Genomic DNA, 16,777 nt, shown 5'->3' with positions numbered 1-16,777 from the left:
ATACCAAGCGAGCTTACCATCCCAATCACTAGCAATTCTGGACATGGGTCTCCAAAGTCCTCTGAGATTATATGAACCCAGACAAGCGCCGCAAGCTTAGCTTCAGCATCATGAACAAAGCATAATCAATCACCTTACTCTCAGATCAGCTACTTACATGAAGCGTGCTGGGTTTTGTTCCTCCTTGTTTTTGAGAGGATTAGGGATATGTCTAAGAGGTATTCACAGGAGTTTAAGGATCGCGCGGTGCGGATGCTCGTGGATCGGTTAGCTGGTGATGGCTCGTGTTCTCAGTGGCAGGCAGTCAACGAGATCGCCCCGAAGCTAGGGATCGCGGCCGAGTCGCTACGCCGCTGGTATGAACGACATCTTGTTGAGACTGGCGTGCGGCAGGGACTCACGCGTGAAGAGCACGAGGAGGTTAGGCGGCTCCAGCGCGAGAAGTGTTCGTGATCAGATTCTCATTGAAGAACTACGGTTGATTCACGAAAAGAATTTTGGCGTCTATGGTGTGCGGAAAATGTGGCATGCAGTCAGGCGGGCTGGCTGGGATGTTGGGCGTGACCAGGTGGCTCGGCTCATGAGGATCGCTGGAATTGAGGGCGTTCGCCGGGGACGCATCCCAGTGACGACCAGGCCTGCCCCCGAGCCGGATTCTCGCCCGGATTTGGTGAATCGGCAGTTCAAGGCGAGTAGGGCGAACGAGCTGTGGGTTGCTGATATTACGTATGTGCGAACCTTGTCCGGCTTCGTGTATACGGCGTTCGTCACTGACGTTTACAGCCGCAAGATTGTGGGTTGGGCGACCCGCTCCTCGATGAAAACTGAGGCGCTACCGTTAGAGGCGCTCGAACAAGCAGTGATGAGTGCCACGAATCAGCTTGACCAGCTCATACATCATTCTGATCATGGCTCTCAGTACACGAGCATCGCGTATAACGAGACGCTCACTGATTATGGGATTAAGCCCTCTACCGGGAGCGTGGGTGATTCCTACGATAACGCCCTCGCAGAAACAGTGAACGGGCTATATAAGACCGAGCTGATCTATTCCCAGCCCTGGGCCTCACTGACCGAGGTCGAGTTCGCTACATTGAACTGGGTGTACAGGTGGAACAACGAGCGCCTCCACGAAGCACTCGAATACCGAACACCAGCCGAGATCATCAATATGTATAATCAGACCCGGGTCAGCGAACTGACCCCCGTATAAGAAACGGAACAAAACCCAGTACGCTTCACGGAAAGTGTTAAAGGATAATACATCACAAATGACCGGAGACTGGATTGAAAATCGTCTTTTAGATGCACTAGGAGGAAAGAAGTCGGTTTATTTAGATATCCTTGATAAGGGATACCAGCCCAATTTCGTAAGAATTAATCCAGATGGAAGTGTAACAACAAAATTACTAGATGAGAGTGCACATATTGCTAAATAGGCTACGAGAGGAGCCCATATGGTTCGAGATAATTTAATGGACGAAGATTATTTTAGAAACTTCGTAAGCGAATCGCTAGATTTGCGTAATTTTACAAGAGATGGTGTCGTAAGGGCTGAAGGGGAAGGAGACGCCGCAAAGAGGAGACGTATGTTTAATGCAAATGTTATTTGCCTCTTTGATTTGTTTTATGGGAAATATTCTGCTGGTTATGACTTAGAGGAATTACAGGGTTTGTTTGAGGAAATTCTTGAACTTATGCCAGCTTACTGGGGTGAACGAACTACGAGTCTGCAGATGTCTGACATGATGTCTTGGGCGGTGTTGTTTGAAGCTAGCCCGGAGCAGTTCCGGATTCTTGATGACTTGGTGCGCTCGGTGGGGCGAGCAGATGCGTTGACCGAGTTTTATGCTGCCTGGATGTTTGAGGGCAAGGTTGAGATGGGGAGTGATTTTTCTTATGGGTTCCCTTACACGGGTTTGAAACCGATTGTTGATCATCCTGAAACTGCTGCCGAGAACTTGAAAAAATGGCTCGAAAAAGACTGGTATAAAGGGCACAGCGAAGACTACTGGTACGATCGACATAAACATCCTGAATATAAAACCTATGCTGGTTATTGGAGTTTTGAGGCGGGGGCGGTTATGAAGATTCTTGGCGTGGATGACAGCATTTTGAAGGACACTGCTTACTATCCCTATGATCTTGTCCACTACCGCCGCGGGTAACGGGTAGTTTGCTTAGCGGGGAAACCCACCTGCGTCAAAGGAACTCGTAATGAAACCTGGATTTGAGGATGCGTTTAGTGCGATTCAGACTGACATGATTTCGGTGTGTCTTGACTATGCGAAGCATGCCGTGGACAAGGTTTATATTTACGGTTCTTTTGAAGAAAACACCCTTAGTGTCGACTGTTTCTTTGCAGTTGGTGGGAGTATCCGGGCAAAAAGTAAACTTCCGGAGGGTTATGACACCAGTTTGGATCACCAGCGATCCGTCCTGGCTTCCCTCATGCAAAACATGGAAGATCTTATTGCTGTTTGTAAAGAGTTTGAGGCGGATATGCCCACGGAGATTAAGCTGGTTTATGACGCGAAAATCAACAGTGTGGATGCGCGCTATCAGTATGATCCAGTTTATTCGCCTCTGGGTCTGACGGCTTATGAGATGTCCGAGCAGTGGCTCGCTGAAGTCGGAAGTGTCTCTAATTCTGCGTGACTGGTCTGATTCCGGCGGTTCCGGCGGGGAAGAGCGGACTGCTAAAGGTTTAGTTGACGTTTTTGTGCCTCTAATCGTCCATTTTTGGCGGCTGGACCTCAGATGGTCTCGTATTCAATTGGGGTCAATTCCGAGCGCTCGCCGATGACGCCGGGGTTTACCTTGCCGTCCTCGCCGTGCTTATCGCCGGCAACTGGGCGTTTTCAACTACCTGACGATTTACGACCTCTTCGGGGTCTAGCGATATATCTCGCGCCTGTGGCCAATTGTGAGTGCCAGGATGACGAGGCGATCATCTTGGAGTTGGCAAATAAGGCGATAGTCTCCGATGCGATAGCGCCACAGTCCGGAGAGGTTGGCCGTGAGTTGTTTGCCGTGAAGCCTAGGGTTGTCCGTGTTTTCAAGGTTTTTGAGCACCCATCCCTTAATCATTTTCTGGGTGTATTTGTCGAGTTTCTTGAACTCCTTGTCAAAGCGAGTGGTTGTTTCAACACTCCAGCTCATATACCGCATTCTTCCCACAACTCGCCGATGGGGCGACTCTTATAGCCGTCAGCAGCATAATCGTTCAGAGCATCCTCGCCGAGCACAACATCATATTCGTCTTCAATGCGTTCAAATAGAGCCTGTTTAAACGCCTCACCCAGCGACATGGTGTGCAAATCGGCATAGGCGGTCGCAAGTTTGCGCTCATCTTCGGTCAGACGGATTGAGAATGCCATGACAACCCCTTTCATAGTACATAGTACTACATGAAAATTGCTTGGTCAATGCTCGCAGAAGGAGAAGGTGACGTCAATCCTTGGATTTGGTCGCCTTGGCCGGTTTGACGGGGATGTCATTAATCCGCCAGCCGTACTGTTTGTTTTTGCCAGTCGGTACAACTGCTGAGGCATCTATGGTTATAGTCTTATCCTTGGTTGTGGGGAATAACACCGGGAATGTGATGGTGTCCCCCGGTGAAGGTGAGCTAGGCGCTCTATTCGGGGATGCCCCGGTAAGTACCGCAAAACGCTGACTGTCCCCGCTATCCTTAGGGCGCTGATACTGTAGCGGGCCAGTACGCGCAGTTCCCCTCAAAATCTCTGCCCCGTAAAACTCTTGATAGAAAGAGCCAATGTCATCGGGATTACTCTCGTTTTTACCTACCCGTAGGCTAAACGTCCACACCCCACTGACGGAAATATTCTTCACTTTGAAAGTTACAAGCGTGTAGTTTTTGTAGACCGTAGCCTCGGAGGCGCTAATCTCCACTTCCTTATTTCCCCCCGATTTGTTCGTGTTATAAACTACTGGTTCTGCCCAGGTGGATTCATTGGCGGCGGGTGCGGGTTTCGCGGATTGGGTGGCTTGCAGTTCAAGAATTTCTTTCTTGACCGGAGTCTTAATTGAGACCTGCACCCGCCGGTTCTTGGCCTTGTTTTCCTCTGACGTGCCCCCGTTTGGAGGGTATTCGACAGAGGTTTTTATTAGTAGCTTGTTTGGATTGTTTTAAGCTAATGTAATATTTGGAGTTTTGTTAGTTGAAGGCGCAATAATATCTATTAGAACTTTGCCTGAAGGAAAAGGATTAGCGTATGCAAATCAATCGCAGTCTTAATGCACTGGTGGCCTTGGGTTTTGTGGCAGCATTGACGCTGTCGGGCTGCGTGTTGCCGGTGAAGCCGCCGACTAAGCCGAGCGCGAAGCCGAGCGTGTCGGCTTCCGAGAGCGCAAAGGCGCCAGCGGAGCTCGAAGGCGCGGTCGAGATCGAGGGCGCTTACGGGGATGGCTCGATGTGGGCGAAGGTCGGGCCGGTGTATCGGCTCGAGAACGGGGTGAGTGCGCTCGCGCTCACGGCGGGGTTTTCCGATGCAGTGACGCGTTTTCCTGCGCGGGCAACTGTCGGGTCTGCGGTAGGCCAGGCGATGAGCTCGGTTTTCTACCCCGCAAATTTCGAATTCGCGGGTATCTACCTTGTCAACGACACCGAGGTCTTTGAGCCCACGAAACCCAAGATGAGCGATGCCGATTGGGTTCCACAAGACCCCAGCAAAAACAAGAACAAGATGCACGACTTCGAGGAATCTCAAAAGGGCGGCTTGACCGAGTCAGTTTTGGTGCCTTTTGGGGATGTGGGTGCGGACACTAAGTCTGTCGGTGTATCTGTGGGCTTAATTGGCTTCGCGGGGGACGTGCCGGTGGTGGGCGCGGATGAGGCACCCAAGAAGCTCCAGAGCGCCTTTGCAAAGTTGCCTGACAGCCCCGAAGGTTACGTCCACGCTCCCTATTCTTCTTTTACGAAAGTGCCGGGGATGGGGGTCTCTTCCTCCGCCGAAAGCCTTGATGTGACTCTCGCCGCTGATGTATTTTTCGACACTGGTAAGTGGGATCTTAAGCCGGAGTCCCAAGCCACCCTTGCTGAAGTCGCAAAGGCATTGGCGACCCACGAGAAAGGTGAGGTTTCGATTGTGGGACACACCGACAACGTGCCGGAGCCGAATATTGGCAACCAGGCTTTGAGCGAGAACCGCGCCAACGCGGTAAAGACCGTGTTGGAGGGCAAGCCTGAGCTGGCGGGTTTCACTTTCGTAGCCTCCGGTAAGGGTGAGTCCCAGCCGGTGGCGCCGAATGACAACGAGGAAAACAAGGCCAAGAACCGGCGGGTGCAGGTCTCAATTAAGACTCCGGTCAAGAAGGAAATCCTCGAATTGCAGGCGACTCAGGCGGCCAAGCCGCCAGCCGCCGGCCAGGAATCCACCTGGCCCGAGCCAGTCGTCTACCAGAGCGGGCGCAGCTCCAGGAATTCCATTGCGGAGATTAACGCCTCCGAGGCAATCGCCTACGAGAACTACACCTTGGTGACTTTCACGGTGAAATCCGTGAACGTGGAGACCCTGTGGGGCAACGAATTAGGGATGGGTTACACACTTCGCGGTGAGCCCGCCCCGGGCAACGGCTTTTGGGCAGGCAGTATTTTACGCGGCGAGGCCCGCACCTCGCCATTGGAGTATTTACGCCCCTTCGATGGCACAGAAGCCAAACACGCCTACATCGCAGGCGCCCAAGAAGTCTATGCACCCCAACCCCTTCAAGCAAACGACGTCGTGACTTTCCCCGTGTTGTACCCGCCGACTAAAGATAAGACCATCACGATTGATGCCGATGCGGCTGCGATGGGTTCTCCTAAAGCGCAATACGGCTGGCGGATTAACGACGTCCCCGTCAAGTCCCCGAGTCAGTCCAGCAAATCCGGAAAAACGAACCCATCCGAGAAGCCTCGCCAATCCAAGACTGACCGCAAATCCGACACGACAACCTCCGCCTCCTACAAGGTGCAATGAGAACCCGAGAGAAAATGATGCGCTGATGGAAACAACCGCGGGACCGGTGTGGGCGGACTTGCGCCACCCTGATTTCTGGGCGGGAAAACCGCTGCGAAAGGACGGGCGCGAAACCGTTTCCGCCGCGAGGAAGGGAACGAATCCGGCAGCGACTGGTGGCGCTTCTTCTGGAGGCAAACTGCCAGTTTTTGTCGCGGGCTCGCGGCGAACCCGAAACCAGGGCTTGTTGAAAACGTGGTCAACCCCGGGAATCGTTTGGATCACCAAGTGCAATTCCATCCATACCGTGGCCATGCATTTCACGATTGATGTGGCTTACCTCGACCGGGACCAGCGGGTTTTGGAGATTGTCCGCTACCGACCCGGACGGGTGGGACGTCCTCGTTTTCGAGCGCGTTCCGTGCTGGAGGCCGAACCGGGGATATTCGAGGAATTTGGGATTATTCCAGGGACGGTTTTTTCGCCACACCCAGCCACCGCGGCCTCCCCGACCGAGTCCGTTCCTACTGATGCCCCGTTACCCGCTGCGAGCTGAAAGAGAATCATGGAAATTACTTATGAGAGCGAGACCCGCGATACCGGAGCACCGGTTCGAAACATGCTCATCGGTTTCTTCATCGGAATCGTGACTTTGATGGCGCAGACCTACCTCATCACCAAGTCGCCGGCGCTGGCTGACCTACTGATGAACGACCGGAGCTGGTATGGGATTGCCTACGCCGCGCTCGATATCGTCCGGACGCTGATTGCCACCCCGTATTCACTGTTCTTGCTTCGCAAAAGGATGGATCCTGATTCCTATCGCCCCTTTGCTCTCGTCGCGCTCTCTTGCTCGGTAGGGCCGTGGATTTTCCTCCAGGCTTACGTGCTGTTCCTCTCGATTCGAGCGGGCAACGTCAGTATCTTCGATTTCCTTTGGGGGGCCCTGCTTTCCAGCCTCGTCGGGGCGGCCTTGGCGATGGCTTTGGTTCGCCCGCGTTGAGGGGTGATTTTTAGAGGGCTCTAATCCCGAAACGGAAGCAGCGGGCCTCCCCGGGTTGTAGGGTGAGCCGGTCCACGCCGCTCGCGAGCATATTCGGCGGGCAGGTCATCGGCTCAATCGCGAGCGCACGACCATTTTCGATGCCGGGGAAGGCCTCGTCGTGGGCGGCGTCTGCGGTGTAGACCTGGAGCCAGCGACACCAGTCTCCGGCCCAGAGTTCCACCCCGCGCCCATCCGGGCCGAGGAGTTGGCAGGTTACTGTCGGTTTGGAGGGCGAGGTAACCGGCGGATTTAGGGCGGGGGTTTCGGAAGTCCCTTTGCTGACCGGCGGCTGTTTGTGGGACGCACCCGCTGGACCAGGCCCGCTCTTGGGGAGCTCTCGGGTGGGAACCGGCTCGCCCTTGCTGAATTTCTGGGCGGGAACCGACGCGCCCTTGCTGACCCCGCCGACCACACGCAACGCATGGTCGAACCACTGCCCGCTCATAGGGATTCCCCCGCCGCTGGCTTCCTCGAAAACGGCGTGAGGTGCGGGTTCTCCCGTCGGCAGTTTCCGCTTTGGGTCGAGCGGGAGGTCAAGGACGGGCGGGAGTTTCATCGTGCACTCGTCTATCGACGCGCCGAATGCCGAGAGATAGGGGTGCCAGCCGAACCCGAAGGGGCAGGGGGCATCGCCGGCGTTTACTGCCCGAAACTCGCCGATCAGGCCGTCTTGCGAGGAAACTTCCCAGCGCATTTCATAGTCCATTGCCCACGGCCAGCCAGCCTGGCGCTCGGTCGAAACCGTGATCCGCACTTCGCGCTCGCTCCGACCGCGCTCGCGCCAGTGAAGGTGGCGGACAAAACCGTGAATCGAGTTGTTGCGCCAGGGTTCGGTAATCGAGAGGTGGCGGGTTTTTCCGCCGAATTCGTAGGTGCCGTCTTCGGTTCGGTTCGGCCACGGCGCCAGGAGACAGCCCGCATCAAAGGCCACTGGGATCCAATGCGGAGGCTCGGTTACCAGTGGCTCATCCTCGTAAGTCAAGCTCCACAGGCCGCCCCCGAAAGGCGAGATATCGGCTTTATAGGGGCCCGCTTTGATTTCCAACGCATCTTCGCTCATAGGTTTATTTTAGGACGAGGCGAGGCGAGAAAACGACCGTTTGGGAGCCACTTCTAGCCGAGGATGGGTTGCGTCTCGGAGGAGACGCCCCCTCGGAGTCGCGGATCCTCGGCAAGCCTCGGATTCGCGGGAAGCCTCGGATTCGCGCGCCTAAAACTTACTTTTTTTAATTTATTGCCTTATTAGGCAATAAATTAAAAAATCATAGTAGTTATGCCGGCACCTCTCCCCGAATCCGATAAAAAATCATCCTGCCCGGAAGCCTCGCCTTCCCAAACCCGAGAGCCCACGCGTCTCTGCACGATTTTCGCTTCCACCCGGGGAATACCTAAAACCAGCCGATGCCACGGGGGAGCGAAAGTGCGGACTCAGCGCGGGACTGAGGGGTGAGCGATGTGCGATAATAAAATCGCACATCGCGAGGGGATACTTCCCCTCTCGTCCCGCGCGAGCCGCACGAGCGACCCCGTGGCATCGGCAATATTAATACCTAAGCTTAACGCCCGAAGAACGAAGCGAAAATCGACTGCGGCTTACGCTCGGACTCGGAGCACGTGCACCACTGCCCCGCCGGCACGCTGGCCTTCACCTGGGCGATATGCTGGCCACAGCCAGTCCAAGTCGTCTTTCCGCAATTTCCACATTTCACTGCAGAGCACATATTGTTTCCTTTCCTTGAAACGGTGGGGCATGTCTCACCGTTCGCGTTCTTTTGACTAAGGGGACATGCCCCATCCAGATTCGAGGGTGTCTCACATTTCGAGGACAGCCCCAGGGTTTTCGAAGTAGTAAGCGAATACCGTGTTCACCCCGCCGGATAATACCTTAGCACTAACTCCGGCGGCGGTAAGAATACCGGCGCCAATCCAGGCGTTCGCTCCGGTATCATCGCTCAAATACACGGTTTTCTCCCCGACCTTTGTCTTTACTTCCGCCGCCTGCTCGCGCAGCTCCCCAAGCGGAATACACTCGGCCCCGCGCAAATGTCCGGCGTTGAACTCCGGATGGTTGCGGACATCAATCAAGACCGCGTCCTCGCCGAGCTCCTCGAATTCCCAGGGATACCACGGCTCAAGCCGCCCGGACAAGACATTATCCGCGACATATCCGAGGAAGTTCACCGGATCCTTTGCCGAGGAATACGGCGGGGAATAAGCCAGGTCGAGGTCAATCAGGTCCGGCGCAGCTAGTCCGGCGCGAATCGCGGTCGCAATCACGTCGATCCGCTTGTCGACACCGTTTCCGCCAATCCCTTGCGCGCCGAGAATCTTGCCGGTTTTCGCGTCAAAATGCATCAAGAGCTGCATCGGCTGGGCGCCGGGGAGGAACGTCCCGTGGTCGGTCGGATGAGTGTGGATGGTCACAAAGTCGATGTCGGAAGCCTCGAGTTCAGCGCGGTTCGCGCCGGTCATCGCGGCAGTCATCTGTCCCACCCGGAAAATGGAAGTCCCGAGTGGCTTCGGGAGCGGACGGGCGTTTTCGGGGTCGAGAATGAAGTCAGCAATGAGCCGTCCGGCGCGGTTGGTGGGTCCGGCCAAGGCGACAGGTCTTACGGCACCGGTCACGGCGGTTTCCTGGGTAACCGCGTCACCAAGGGCATACACATCCGGGAGGTTCGTCCGCCCGTGTTCGTCGATTTTGATATATCCACGCTCGTCAGCCTCAATCCCAGCCTCCACAAACGCAGCGGTGGCGGGCTTGACCCCCGCGGATAAGACTACGAGGTCGGCGGGAATTTCCTGGCCGTCAGATAGCGTCACCAGGTCCGGCCCGTCCGCGGCGGGAGCGATGGATTTCACCTGGGTTGCGGCCACAACTTGCACCCCGAGGGAACCGAGCGCGCCGGTCACCATATTGGCGACCTCTTTGTCGAGAGGCGGCATGACGTGGGCGGAACCTTCCACAATGGTGGTCTGGATGCCGCGCTTCGCCAGCCCTTCCGCAGCCTCGATTCCAATGAAACCGCCGCCGATAACCACGGCGGTCTGGGCGTCTCCGGCGAGCTCCCCGAGGCGGGTCGCGTCGTCCACAGTCCGCAGCGCGTGGACCTTCGGGGAGTCCAGCCCGGGAATCGGCGGGCGCGCGGCAGTGGCCCCCGGGGACAACACGAGGACGTCGTATGATTCGGTTGTTTTTGAACCGTCCGGACCTGTGACCGTAACGGTTTTCGCTTTCGCGTCCACGCCTGTGACCTCGTGGTTTACCCGCACGTCCAGGTTCAGTTTCGAGTGCAGGGTCTCCGGGGTGTTCAGCAAGAGCGTTTCCCGATCCGGAATGTCTCCGCCGACATAGTAGGGCAGGCCGCAGTTCGAAAAGGACGGATAGGGGCCTTTTTCGAAGACAACGATTTCGGCAGTCTCATCTAGGCGCCGCGCGCGGGCCGCAAATGACAGACCGCCCGCAACCCCTCCAACAACAACGAATTTCATGCTTTCACTCCTTTATTAGGCCTAGCCAGCTCAGTCGGGCGTGCAGGCGACAGAGCCGGCGGGTCATATATTTTCATTGTAGCATTTCAAGCAAGGTGTGCCTAACTGTGTTTGCCTTCGGCGAAACGGGGCCGTTTCGGCTCCAGCTCAGCCAGCGGGTCAGACCTCTTGGCATTAGCTCAGCCGGCGGGTCAGACCTCTTGGCGTAGTGAGCAACGCGAACGTAGCCAAAGGGTCTGACCCCCGGCGAAGCCGTTTAAGACTGTATTGGCTACGCCGTCAGGGTCGCACCCTATTGGCTTCGTCTTCGACTCAGCCAAAGAGGTTCGACCCACTCCGGCTACGCCTGACCCGCGGCTCCGCTAGGTTCGACCCCGTCAGCGAAGCGAAATAACCTTTACGACACAGCAAAGAGCAGTCCCAGCAAGGCCCCGAAAGCCAAGGTCAGGAAGCCGGTATTGCGAAGCGCAATAATCAGGTCATGACCAGTAGCACCTTGCCGAACTGGACGCATGGTAACGACCGCGCCAATCCACAGCGCAAGCTGGACGAAAAACCCGGGAATCCACTGCCGAATCCCGCCGGAGAAAATTGCTGGCCACGGGATAAACAGCACCACGAGCGACAGCGTCAGCGCAAGGACAATCATTCCAACATAGACCCGTCGCGAAGCCCTGTCTCCGAGCCGCACTGCGAGGGTTTTCTTCCCGGATTTCGTGTCGGTCGGGATGTCGCGGAGGTTGTTGACCATCAGCAAAGCGCAGGACAAAAGCCCGAAAGCCGCGGCCAGAGCCCAGGCCTGCCACGGGAGGGTTTTTGCCTGAACCCAAAGTGTCCCGAGCGTTGCCATGAGGCCGAAAAACAGGAAAACCATTAGTTCACTTAGCCCAATACCGAGGTATCCGTAGGGGTGTTTCCCGCCGGTATAGAACCAGGCTGCGACTAGAGCCAACGCGCCGGCGGCGATGAGCCACCAGGAATGGGTGGCGATAACGATTGCGAGGCCGATTGCCGCTGCGAGCGCGAAGCAAAGGACCGCCGCGGCGAGAACCTTTTTCGGGTTTTCTCCCCCACCGACGAGCCGAGGCGGGCCGAGGCGGAACTCGTCGGTTCCGCGCACCCCATCGGAATAGTCATTCGAGAAGTTCACGCCGATCTGGATGGCGAGGGCCACCACGAGACAGCCCAGCGCCAGGAGCCAAGACCCGCGTCCCAGCCCGAAAGCGATGCCGGTTCCGAGCAGGACCGGGGCTGCGGAAGCTGGAAGAGTGCGCAGTCTGGCGCCTTCCACCCAAGCACCAATGCTCGCCATTTCAATCCTTTCCTTGGAATTCCTGCCCAGACAAGTTTACCGCGGTTTTTTACCCCGATTTAACGGTTGCCAGGCCTATTTCGGCTCACAGCCCTTGGCTTCAGGGACGCTGGGGCGGGGTTCCATGGCATCCGGCTTGAGCGCAGCCGACGGGTCAGACCTCATAGCGCAAGGCGCAGCCGGCGGGTCAGACCTCATAGCGCAAGGCGCAGCCGGCGGGTCAGACCTCATAGCGCAAGGCGCAGCCGGCGGGTCAGACCTCTTGGCGCAGTGACCGAAGGGAACGAAGCCAAAGGGTCTGACCCACGGCGAAGCCGTTTATGATTATTTCGGCTACGCCGTTGGGTCGCACCCTTGTGGCTCCACTTCGTTACGCCACAGAGGTTCGACCTGTCGGTTCCACTCTGACCCAGCCGGCTTCGCCCACTACTAACGCTGGTAGCTCGCGGTCAGGGTCGCGCGTCCGAGAGCATTAAACAAGCTCATGAAGTGCACGGGCGCGTTGGTGGCACTCGCCGGATCGAGACCAAGGCTAGGAATCTTCAGGGCATGGACCGCGAAGACATAGCGGTGCGGGCGGTCACCCGCGGGAGGGAACGGCCCGTTGTAGGCGAAGTTCCCGTTGTCATTACGGATATGGAAGGCTTTACCGCTGGTGAGCGCCTTGATGGCATCGTCATCAGCCCCCGCTCCAACCGGCAAGGAGGTCACTATCGGCGGGAGGTCCACAATGGTCCAGTGCCAGAATCCAGAAGGCGTCGGAGCATCCGGATCAAAGCAGCTCAGAACGTATGAGGCGGTCTCCTCCGGAGCTCCACTCCAAGAGAGCTGCGGGGACTCATCGGCTCCTTCGCCAGTGAACTCTTTTGGCATGGGCGCGCCGTCCTGGAGGCTTTCGCTCGTGAGGGCAAAGACGGGGAGCTGCGGGAGGGCCTGGTCGTAGGGATGCGGGGCCAGGGGGCGTTCTTCGAGGTTCATGGGAGTTCCTTTCTCTTACCCCAATTATGAGTCGCGGGGACGTGCTTTTTGACTCATTTTCAAGATAGAAAAATTTTCACCCGGACGTCTGTGCAAAGATGGAGACATGGCGAAAGAAAAAACGGTATATGTCTGTTCGAACTGTGGGGAAAGCTGGCCTAAATGGGCTGGTCAGTGCCGTGCGTGTGGCGAGTGGGGCACGCTTGAGGAAAAAACCATGGCCCCTACTCCCAAGGGGCGCTCCACCGCGCGCGGAGGGGGCATTGTCGGGGAAAACGGAAAAATCAGTTACGGCACTCCGAACCAAGCCGCCCGCCCGATTGGCTCTTACTCCACCTCGAAAACCGAGCGAATTCCGACCGGAGTGGCCGAGTTCGACCGCGTCCTTGCAGGAGGAATCGTTCCCGGCGCAGTCATCCTCCTCGCGGGAGAGCCGGGGATTGGGAAGTCGACGTTGCTTCTGGAAGTGGCCTCGAAGATTGCGGGGGGTTCAACAAGAGCCACCCCGAACCATGCGCCAAATTTGCGTTCCGGATTGCGGCTCGTATCGAAAGACACCGAAGACAACGTGGTTTCACTAGAACGCTCTTCCGTTACCCGAGCCGAAGAATTGGAGATGCCGCCGGGAATACCGGATGAAGTCTCCAATCTGGCCTCGGGAAGTTCCGAGGCTGGGCTCCGGAAACTTGCGGCGGTAAAGGATCCTGATTCTACTGGCGAGGCGGTCGCTTCTCAGTCAGTGCTGCCCCCCGATTCCACCAACAGTTCCGAGACTGAACCACGGAAGGTTCTCTACCTCACCGGAGAAGAAACCGCGGAACAGGTTCTTTCCCGAGCCGAGCGAATTGGCTCGGTCGCTGACAACCTTTTTCTCGCAGCGGAAACTTCGGTTGACCAGGCACTAGCCCAGATTGAAGCCACAAATCCCGCGCTGGCGATTGTTGACTCCATCCAGACTCTGACCGACCCGCTATTGGAAACCTCAATCGGCGGCCCCGCCCAGGTTCGCGAGGTCACGGCTCGCCTGACCGCGGCCGCGAAGTCTCGACACATGGCGCTAATCCTCGTCGGCCACGTCACCAAGGACGGAGCAGTCGCGGGGCCGCGAACGCTGGAACATCTTGTCGATGTGGTCTGCCAGTTTGAAGGGGAGCGAACCGGCGAGTTGCGATTGCTGCGGGCGGTGAAAAACCGGTACGGCCCGACTGATGCAGTGGGCTTCTTCCAGATGGTTGAATACGGAATCGAGGGGATCGCCGATCCGAGCGGGTTGTTCCTGTCCCAGACCGCCGAGCCGGTTCCGGGCGCCTGCATCACGATGAGTCTCGAAGGGCGGCGTGCGTTGCCAATCGAAATCGAGGCGCTCACGACTCCGCTTGCCGGAGGATCCCCGCATCGGACTGTGTCGGGCTTGGATTATTCGCGGGTCTCGATGATGTTGGCGGTTTTGCAAGCGCGACAAAAGCTCCCGCTCGGCTCCCTTGATGCCTATGTTTCCACAGTCGGCGGGGCGCGCTCGACCGAGCCCGCGACCGACCTCGCGGTAGCCCTCGCCACCGCCTCAGCGGTGACCGGCCAGGTTATCGACAACCGCACGGTGGCCTTTGGGGAGGTGTCCCTGACCGGAGAAATCCGCTCCTGCACTGCGCTCAGCCGCCGCGTCGCGGAGGCCTCCCGTCTCGGCTTCAAGCGGGCCATCATCCCCGCTGCGGGTGCAGCCAAACTCAAAGCCCCGTCCGGTTTTAAGCTCATCCGCGCGAAGAATCTCCGCGAGGCGCTCGGCGCCGCACTGCAACCGCAGTGAGATGCCTCGTTCAATCCCTGAGTCGAGTCATGATTTTGGATTCAAAGTCCTGCCCGCCATAGAAGACACCCATGATAACGACTGCATCCTCTTCAAGAAGAAACGCTATTGCTGCAGAGCGTCGAAATCCCAATATTCTCAGGTCGCTGCGAATATCATCCCGTGAGATTCCCCTCACCGGAATTTCCCCAAGGGAATAGCACTCCGCAATGATGTCATCAACATAACCATCGGCTCGTTCCAAGAAGGTTACCTGCGACAGATACAGGTTGATAGCGGCCAGATCCTCGAAGGCCTCCGGGGTGAAAATAACTCTCATTTCCCGCGCTTTCGGGAGGCCCGCAATTCACCCAGTCGTGCCTTCACTTCTTCGCCGTCTAAAACATTTTCCGGATGCGCTTTATAAGCGTCATAAGCCGCCGCAACGCGTCCGTTTAACCAGCTTTCCAGAGCCTTATCTCGTGCCAACAATGTTCTCAGTCCGTCGCGGAGAACCTCGCTTTCTGTGGCATAAAGCCCAGATTCCACACGATGGCGCACTTCGGCAGCCATTTCCTTTGGCAAGGTAATACTAAATTGCTCAGTTTTCCGCATGTTCCCCCCGTCCTTTTATGAGATTATATCCTATATAGCACTACTCTCAGCTCTCGCCCAATCCCCTGGTATATTTACCAGTTTGGCCCGTCCCCATTGGTAAAAAACTTGCGGTGAGGGAATGAAGCTCACGCGGAACCCGAGGAAGCGTCCCCAGTTTACAGAATCGCTAAACAGTCTCGGGGACGGTTCCACTTTGCTTCGCTCGCTTCGTTCGCTACGCAAAGCCGAAACCGTCCCGACCGCTCCGCGTAACAAAATCCGGAACAGTCCTCGTTTTTTAGGCCGTTAGATGGTTTTGGGGCTGGCTCTCGCCAGCCCCAAAACCATTGCTACGAGCGCTAAAACGCTTAAAGGCGCTCCGCGGGCGACGGTCAATCGTGACCGTCGCTTAACCCGCTTCGCCAGTTACTGAGCGGCTCATGCGGCTTCGCCGCTGCAACGGCGCAAGCGCCGTTATAGGTGCTACGCCTAAAACGGTCCCCCGGACCGTTTTTTAACGGCTCCGCCAGTTACTGAGCGGCTCATGCGGCTTCGCCGCTGCCGCTCAGTCAGCAAACTCCATTTCCATTCCCGCGCGGGTCACACACTCGACACGACCGGTCTGGGAGTTGCGGCGGAACAGGGCGTTCGACACGCCGGAAAGTTCCTCCGCCAGCATCGTCTTCGGATCGGTGAAGAACCCAGTCTCACCAGGCATAACCCCGCCGGAAGGCATAAAGTAAACCTTGGTGTCGCCGTTCAGATACAGCCCCGCCTCCACGACGCACTCGTCGCCAAGCGGAATCGCGAGACCGGAGTTCGCGCCCATGTGGCAGTTCTTGCCCAAGGACACGCGCTTGTGGGCACCAATCGCCATGGTTCCTGCGGTGGAGGCACCACCGGCAAGGCTCGTGCCTTCATCAACGGTGACTCCCTGGGAGATACGCCCCTCAATGTGGGCCGCACCCAAAGTGCCGGCATTGTAGTTGATGAATCCGGAATAGCCGACCTCAGTCCCCGGCGCCAGATACGCGCCGAGACGCACGTTCTCCGAGCTCGTAATCCGAACATCCTTCGGGGTAACATACGTGGTCATGCGGGGAATGCGGTCAATGGAGCGAATGTTGACCCCAATGCCGTACTTCATCATCAAGCGCAAACGGGTTTCCTCGAACCCCTCCGGATCACAGGCCCCGCGGGAGGTCCACGCCACGAGATTCAACTTGTGGAACAGCCCCTCCAGGCTCACCGTGTTCGGCTTTGCTAAACGCCATGACAAGGCATGAAGCCGCAGGTAGCCGTCCATCGGATTGGTGACATCACCCTCGAGGTCGGACTCCACCACGACGACTTTATTCGTGATTAAACGGGCCTCGTCCTTGTGTTCCAGCCCCGCGAGTTTTTCAGTGATCTCCTTGGCTTTCGCTTCGTCTTTTTCGCCCTCAAAAACATAGGGGTACCAGGTATCGAGTGTTTTACCGCCGTCTGTGACCGTCGTAACGCCAACGCCCCAAACTTTCTTTGCCATAATCTTCCTTCTTTCTGGCTATTACTGAATGACTCTTGTGCAAGGGCCATTACTGAACAGCCCTTGTTGAACGGCCCTTGTTGAA

At 56.9% G+C, this 16,777-nt stretch carries 18 protein-coding genes and 1 pseudogene; 9 read left to right on the top strand and 10 right to left on the bottom strand.

The window, feature by feature from the left end; all coding sequences use genetic code 11:
• The first annotated feature begins 207 nt into the window (after positions 1–207).
• From FYJ63_RS01630 to FYJ63_RS01615, 4 genes and pseudogenes are all read left to right on the top strand, one after another.
• Positions 208–1,213 (top strand): annotated as a pseudogene (locus FYJ63_RS01630) (IS3 family transposase).
• A gap of 58 nt (positions 1,214–1,271) precedes the next feature.
• Positions 1,272–1,439, top strand: coding sequence for a hypothetical protein (locus tag FYJ63_RS01625; protein ID WP_229769854.1), 168 nt, complete (start codon positions 1,272–1,274; stop codon positions 1,437–1,439).
• 18 nt (positions 1,440–1,457) lie between these two features.
• Positions 1,458–2,168 (top strand): PoNe immunity protein domain-containing protein, encoded by a 711-nt coding sequence (locus FYJ63_RS01620; RefSeq protein ID WP_154543164.1) that lies wholly within the window; start codon positions 1,458–1,460, stop codon positions 2,166–2,168.
• A 49-nt stretch (positions 2,169–2,217) separates the two neighbouring features.
• Positions 2,218–2,658 carry a DUF600 domain-containing protein gene (locus FYJ63_RS01615; RefSeq protein WP_154543162.1) on the top strand — a complete coding sequence of 147 codons (441 nt, stop codon included), beginning with the start codon at positions 2,218–2,220 and terminating at the stop codon, positions 2,656–2,658.
• A gap of 237 nt (positions 2,659–2,895) precedes the next feature.
• Here the strand turns inward: FYJ63_RS01615 and FYJ63_RS01610 are convergent, their stop codons facing one another.
• The 3 genes from FYJ63_RS01610 to FYJ63_RS01600 form a co-directional block, all read right to left on the bottom strand.
• The gene (locus FYJ63_RS01610) at positions 2,896–3,162 is read right to left on the bottom strand and encodes a type II toxin-antitoxin system RelE family toxin (protein WP_154543160.1); all 267 of its coding nucleotides are present in this window, start codon (positions 3,160–3,162) and stop codon (positions 2,896–2,898) included.
• Positions 3,159–3,380 (bottom strand): type II toxin-antitoxin system RelB family antitoxin, encoded by a 222-nt coding sequence (gene relB / locus FYJ63_RS01605; RefSeq protein WP_154543158.1) that lies wholly within the window; start codon positions 3,378–3,380, stop codon positions 3,159–3,161. Before relB ends, FYJ63_RS01610 begins: the two co-directional genes overlap by 4 nt.
• A 73-nt stretch (positions 3,381–3,453) precedes the next feature.
• Positions 3,454–4,059 carry a hypothetical protein gene (locus FYJ63_RS01600; RefSeq protein WP_154543156.1) on the bottom strand — a complete coding sequence of 202 codons (606 nt, stop codon included), beginning with the start codon at positions 4,057–4,059 and terminating at the stop codon, positions 3,454–3,456.
• 176 nt (positions 4,060–4,235) lie between these two features.
• On the opposite strand from FYJ63_RS01600, the gene FYJ63_RS01595 reads away from it, so the two are divergent.
• The 3 genes from FYJ63_RS01595 to FYJ63_RS01585 are packed head-to-tail and all read left to right on the top strand — an operon-like array spanning position 4,236 to position 6,963.
• Positions 4,236–5,981, top strand: a complete 1,746-nt coding sequence (locus tag FYJ63_RS01595) for an OmpA family protein (RefSeq protein WP_154543154.1) — start codon at positions 4,236–4,238, stop codon at positions 5,979–5,981.
• A 25-nt stretch (positions 5,982–6,006) separates the two neighbouring features.
• Positions 6,007–6,516, top strand: coding sequence for a DUF192 domain-containing protein (locus FYJ63_RS01590; RefSeq protein ID WP_154543152.1), 510 nt, complete (start codon positions 6,007–6,009; stop codon positions 6,514–6,516).
• Between the two features lie 9 nt (positions 6,517–6,525).
• Complete coding sequence (locus tag FYJ63_RS01585; RefSeq protein WP_154543150.1) at positions 6,526–6,963, top strand: hypothetical protein; 438 nt, start codon at positions 6,526–6,528, stop codon at positions 6,961–6,963.
• A gap of 10 nt (positions 6,964–6,973) precedes the next feature.
• Here FYJ63_RS01585 and FYJ63_RS01580 read toward each other — a convergent pair whose 3' ends face one another.
• The 3 genes from FYJ63_RS01580 to FYJ63_RS01570 all read right to left on the bottom strand — a co-directional run bounded on the left by FYJ63_RS01580 (position 6,974) and on the right by FYJ63_RS01570 (position 11,806).
• Positions 6,974–8,065: an aldose epimerase family protein gene (locus FYJ63_RS01580; protein WP_154543148.1), complete on the bottom strand. Its 1,092-nt coding sequence runs from the start codon at positions 8,063–8,065 to the stop codon at positions 6,974–6,976.
• Positions 8,066–8,817: 752 nt separating this feature from the next.
• On the bottom strand, positions 8,818–10,494 hold the full coding sequence (locus tag FYJ63_RS01575; RefSeq protein WP_154543146.1) for an FAD-dependent oxidoreductase: 1,677 nt from the start codon (positions 10,492–10,494) through the stop codon (positions 8,818–8,820).
• 397 nt (positions 10,495–10,891) lie between these two features.
• Positions 10,892–11,806 (bottom strand): 1,4-dihydroxy-2-naphthoate polyprenyltransferase, encoded by a 915-nt coding sequence (locus FYJ63_RS01570; RefSeq protein ID WP_154543144.1) that lies wholly within the window; start codon positions 11,804–11,806, stop codon positions 10,892–10,894.
• A 124-nt stretch (positions 11,807–11,930) separates the two neighbouring features.
• Between FYJ63_RS01570 and FYJ63_RS01565 the strand changes: the two genes are divergently transcribed.
• Positions 11,931–12,080 carry a hypothetical protein gene (locus FYJ63_RS01565; protein WP_154543142.1) on the top strand — a complete coding sequence of 50 codons (150 nt, stop codon included), beginning with the start codon at positions 11,931–11,933 and terminating at the stop codon, positions 12,078–12,080.
• A gap of 155 nt (positions 12,081–12,235) precedes the next feature.
• On the opposite strand, the gene FYJ63_RS01560 is transcribed toward FYJ63_RS01565, so the two are convergent.
• On the bottom strand, positions 12,236–12,784 hold the full coding sequence (locus FYJ63_RS01560; protein WP_154543140.1) for a YbhB/YbcL family Raf kinase inhibitor-like protein: 549 nt from the start codon (positions 12,782–12,784) through the stop codon (positions 12,236–12,238).
• A gap of 106 nt (positions 12,785–12,890) precedes the next feature.
• Between FYJ63_RS01560 and FYJ63_RS11085 the strand changes: the two genes are divergently transcribed.
• The gene (locus FYJ63_RS11085; RefSeq protein ID WP_229769853.1) at positions 12,891–14,588 is read left to right on the top strand and encodes an AAA family ATPase; all 1,698 of its coding nucleotides are present in this window, start codon (positions 12,891–12,893) and stop codon (positions 14,586–14,588) included.
• Positions 14,589–14,598: 10 nt separating this feature from the next.
• Here the strand turns inward: FYJ63_RS11085 and FYJ63_RS01545 are convergent, their stop codons facing one another.
• The 3 genes from FYJ63_RS01545 to FYJ63_RS01535 form a co-directional block, all read right to left on the bottom strand.
• A complete protein-coding gene (locus tag FYJ63_RS01545) occupies positions 14,599–14,907 on the bottom strand; it encodes a type II toxin-antitoxin system RelE/ParE family toxin (RefSeq protein WP_154543138.1) in 309 nt (102 codons plus the stop codon).
• Complete coding sequence (locus tag FYJ63_RS01540) at positions 14,904–15,182, bottom strand: ribbon-helix-helix domain-containing protein (RefSeq protein ID WP_154543136.1); 279 nt, start codon at positions 15,180–15,182, stop codon at positions 14,904–14,906. Before FYJ63_RS01540 ends, FYJ63_RS01545 begins: the two co-directional genes overlap by 4 nt.
• Positions 15,183–15,729: 547 nt before the next feature.
• Complete coding sequence (locus tag FYJ63_RS01535) at positions 15,730–16,692, bottom strand: DapH/DapD/GlmU-related protein (RefSeq protein WP_154543134.1); 963 nt, start codon at positions 16,690–16,692, stop codon at positions 15,730–15,732.
• Positions 16,693–16,777 lie beyond the last annotated feature (85 nt).

Source organism: Mobiluncus porci, assembly GCF_009695935.1.
Taxonomy (GTDB): domain Bacteria; phylum Actinomycetota; class Actinomycetes; order Actinomycetales; family Actinomycetaceae; genus Mobiluncus; species Mobiluncus porci.
This window is presented reverse-complemented; position numbering and strand designations above follow the sequence as displayed.

What these genes read in the sequence shown, in the direction of transcription:
- FYJ63_RS01625 (WP_229769854.1), top strand. Translation starts at nt 1,272, where the DNA reads ATGACCGGAGACTGGATTGAAAATCGTCTTTTAGATGCACTAGGAGGA.
- FYJ63_RS01620 (WP_154543164.1), top strand. Translation starts at nt 1,458, where the DNA reads ATGGTTCGAGATAATTTAATGGACGAAGATTATTTTAGAAACTTCGTA.
- FYJ63_RS01615 (WP_154543162.1), top strand. Translation starts at nt 2,218, where the DNA reads ATGAAACCTGGATTTGAGGATGCGTTTAGTGCGATTCAGACTGACATG.
- FYJ63_RS01610 (WP_154543160.1), bottom strand. Translation starts at nt 3,162, where the DNA reads ATGAGCTGGAGTGTTGAAACAACCACTCGCTTTGACAAGGAGTTCAAG.
- relB (WP_154543158.1), bottom strand. Translation starts at nt 3,380, where the DNA reads ATGGCATTCTCAATCCGTCTGACCGAAGATGAGCGCAAACTTGCGACC.
- FYJ63_RS01595 (WP_154543154.1), top strand. Translation starts at nt 4,236, where the DNA reads ATGCAAATCAATCGCAGTCTTAATGCACTGGTGGCCTTGGGTTTTGTG.
- FYJ63_RS01590 (WP_154543152.1), top strand. Translation starts at nt 6,007, where the DNA reads ATGGAAACAACCGCGGGACCGGTGTGGGCGGACTTGCGCCACCCTGAT.
- FYJ63_RS01585 (WP_154543150.1), top strand. Translation starts at nt 6,526, where the DNA reads ATGGAAATTACTTATGAGAGCGAGACCCGCGATACCGGAGCACCGGTT.
- FYJ63_RS01580 (WP_154543148.1), bottom strand. Translation starts at nt 8,065, where the DNA reads ATGAGCGAAGATGCGTTGGAAATCAAAGCGGGCCCCTATAAAGCCGAT.
- FYJ63_RS01575 (WP_154543146.1), bottom strand. Translation starts at nt 10,494, where the DNA reads ATGAAATTCGTTGTTGTTGGAGGGGTTGCGGGCGGTCTGTCATTTGCG.
- FYJ63_RS01570 (WP_154543144.1), bottom strand. Translation starts at nt 11,806, where the DNA reads ATGGCGAGCATTGGTGCTTGGGTGGAAGGCGCCAGACTGCGCACTCTT.
- FYJ63_RS01565 (WP_154543142.1), top strand. Translation starts at nt 11,931, where the DNA reads ATGGCATCCGGCTTGAGCGCAGCCGACGGGTCAGACCTCATAGCGCAA.
- FYJ63_RS01560 (WP_154543140.1), bottom strand. Translation starts at nt 12,784, where the DNA reads ATGAACCTCGAAGAACGCCCCCTGGCCCCGCATCCCTACGACCAGGCC.
- FYJ63_RS11085 (WP_229769853.1), top strand. Translation starts at nt 12,891, where the DNA reads ATGGCGAAAGAAAAAACGGTATATGTCTGTTCGAACTGTGGGGAAAGC.
- FYJ63_RS01545 (WP_154543138.1), bottom strand. Translation starts at nt 14,907, where the DNA reads ATGAGAGTTATTTTCACCCCGGAGGCCTTCGAGGATCTGGCCGCTATC.
- FYJ63_RS01540 (WP_154543136.1), bottom strand. Translation starts at nt 15,182, where the DNA reads ATGCGGAAAACTGAGCAATTTAGTATTACCTTGCCAAAGGAAATGGCT.
- FYJ63_RS01535 (WP_154543134.1), bottom strand. Translation starts at nt 16,692, where the DNA reads ATGGCAAAGAAAGTTTGGGGCGTTGGCGTTACGACGGTCACAGACGGC.